The organism is Chlorogloeopsis fritschii PCC 6912, from assembly GCF_000317285.1.
In the GTDB taxonomy this organism is placed as follows: domain Bacteria; phylum Cyanobacteriota; class Cyanobacteriia; order Cyanobacteriales; family Nostocaceae; genus Chlorogloeopsis; species Chlorogloeopsis fritschii.
In genome coordinates this window covers 1-324 of sequence record NZ_AJLN01000022.1, presented here as the reverse complement: position 1 = coordinate 324, position 324 = coordinate 1, and the positions used below count along the sequence as shown (strand labels likewise).

2 tRNA genes are annotated in these 324 nt (G+C 48.8%); both read right to left on the bottom strand.

The features are described from left to right. Nucleotides 1–125 precede the first annotated feature (125 nt). Nucleotides 126–198, bottom strand: a tRNA-Ala gene (locus UYC_RS0101415). Nucleotides 199–203: 5 nt separating this feature from the next. Next, a tRNA-Ile gene (locus UYC_RS0101410) sits at nucleotides 204–277 on the bottom strand. Nucleotides 278–324: the final 47 nt, after the last annotated feature.

Below are 324 nucleotides of genomic sequence, written 5' to 3'. Positions count from 1 at the left end.
CTCACAATTTTCTATCTTATCACATCCACATTTGTCAGCACAAGAGCCAATCCCAATCTAGTCTGCTCATTGACAAACCTAGATGCTTTTGGTCATTCTCTATTTCTTTTGCTGGCAAATCCAGGTGGAGGTAAGGAGACTCGAACTCCTGACATCCTGCTTGCAAAGCAGGCGCTCTACCAACTGAGCTATACCCCCACGAGTGGGCCATCCTGGACTCGAACCAGGGACCTCACCCTTATCAGGGGTGCGCTCTAACCACCTGAGCTAATAGCCCTTACACCGAACCAAATTATAGCTTGAAAGCACGACACATCCCTGCGT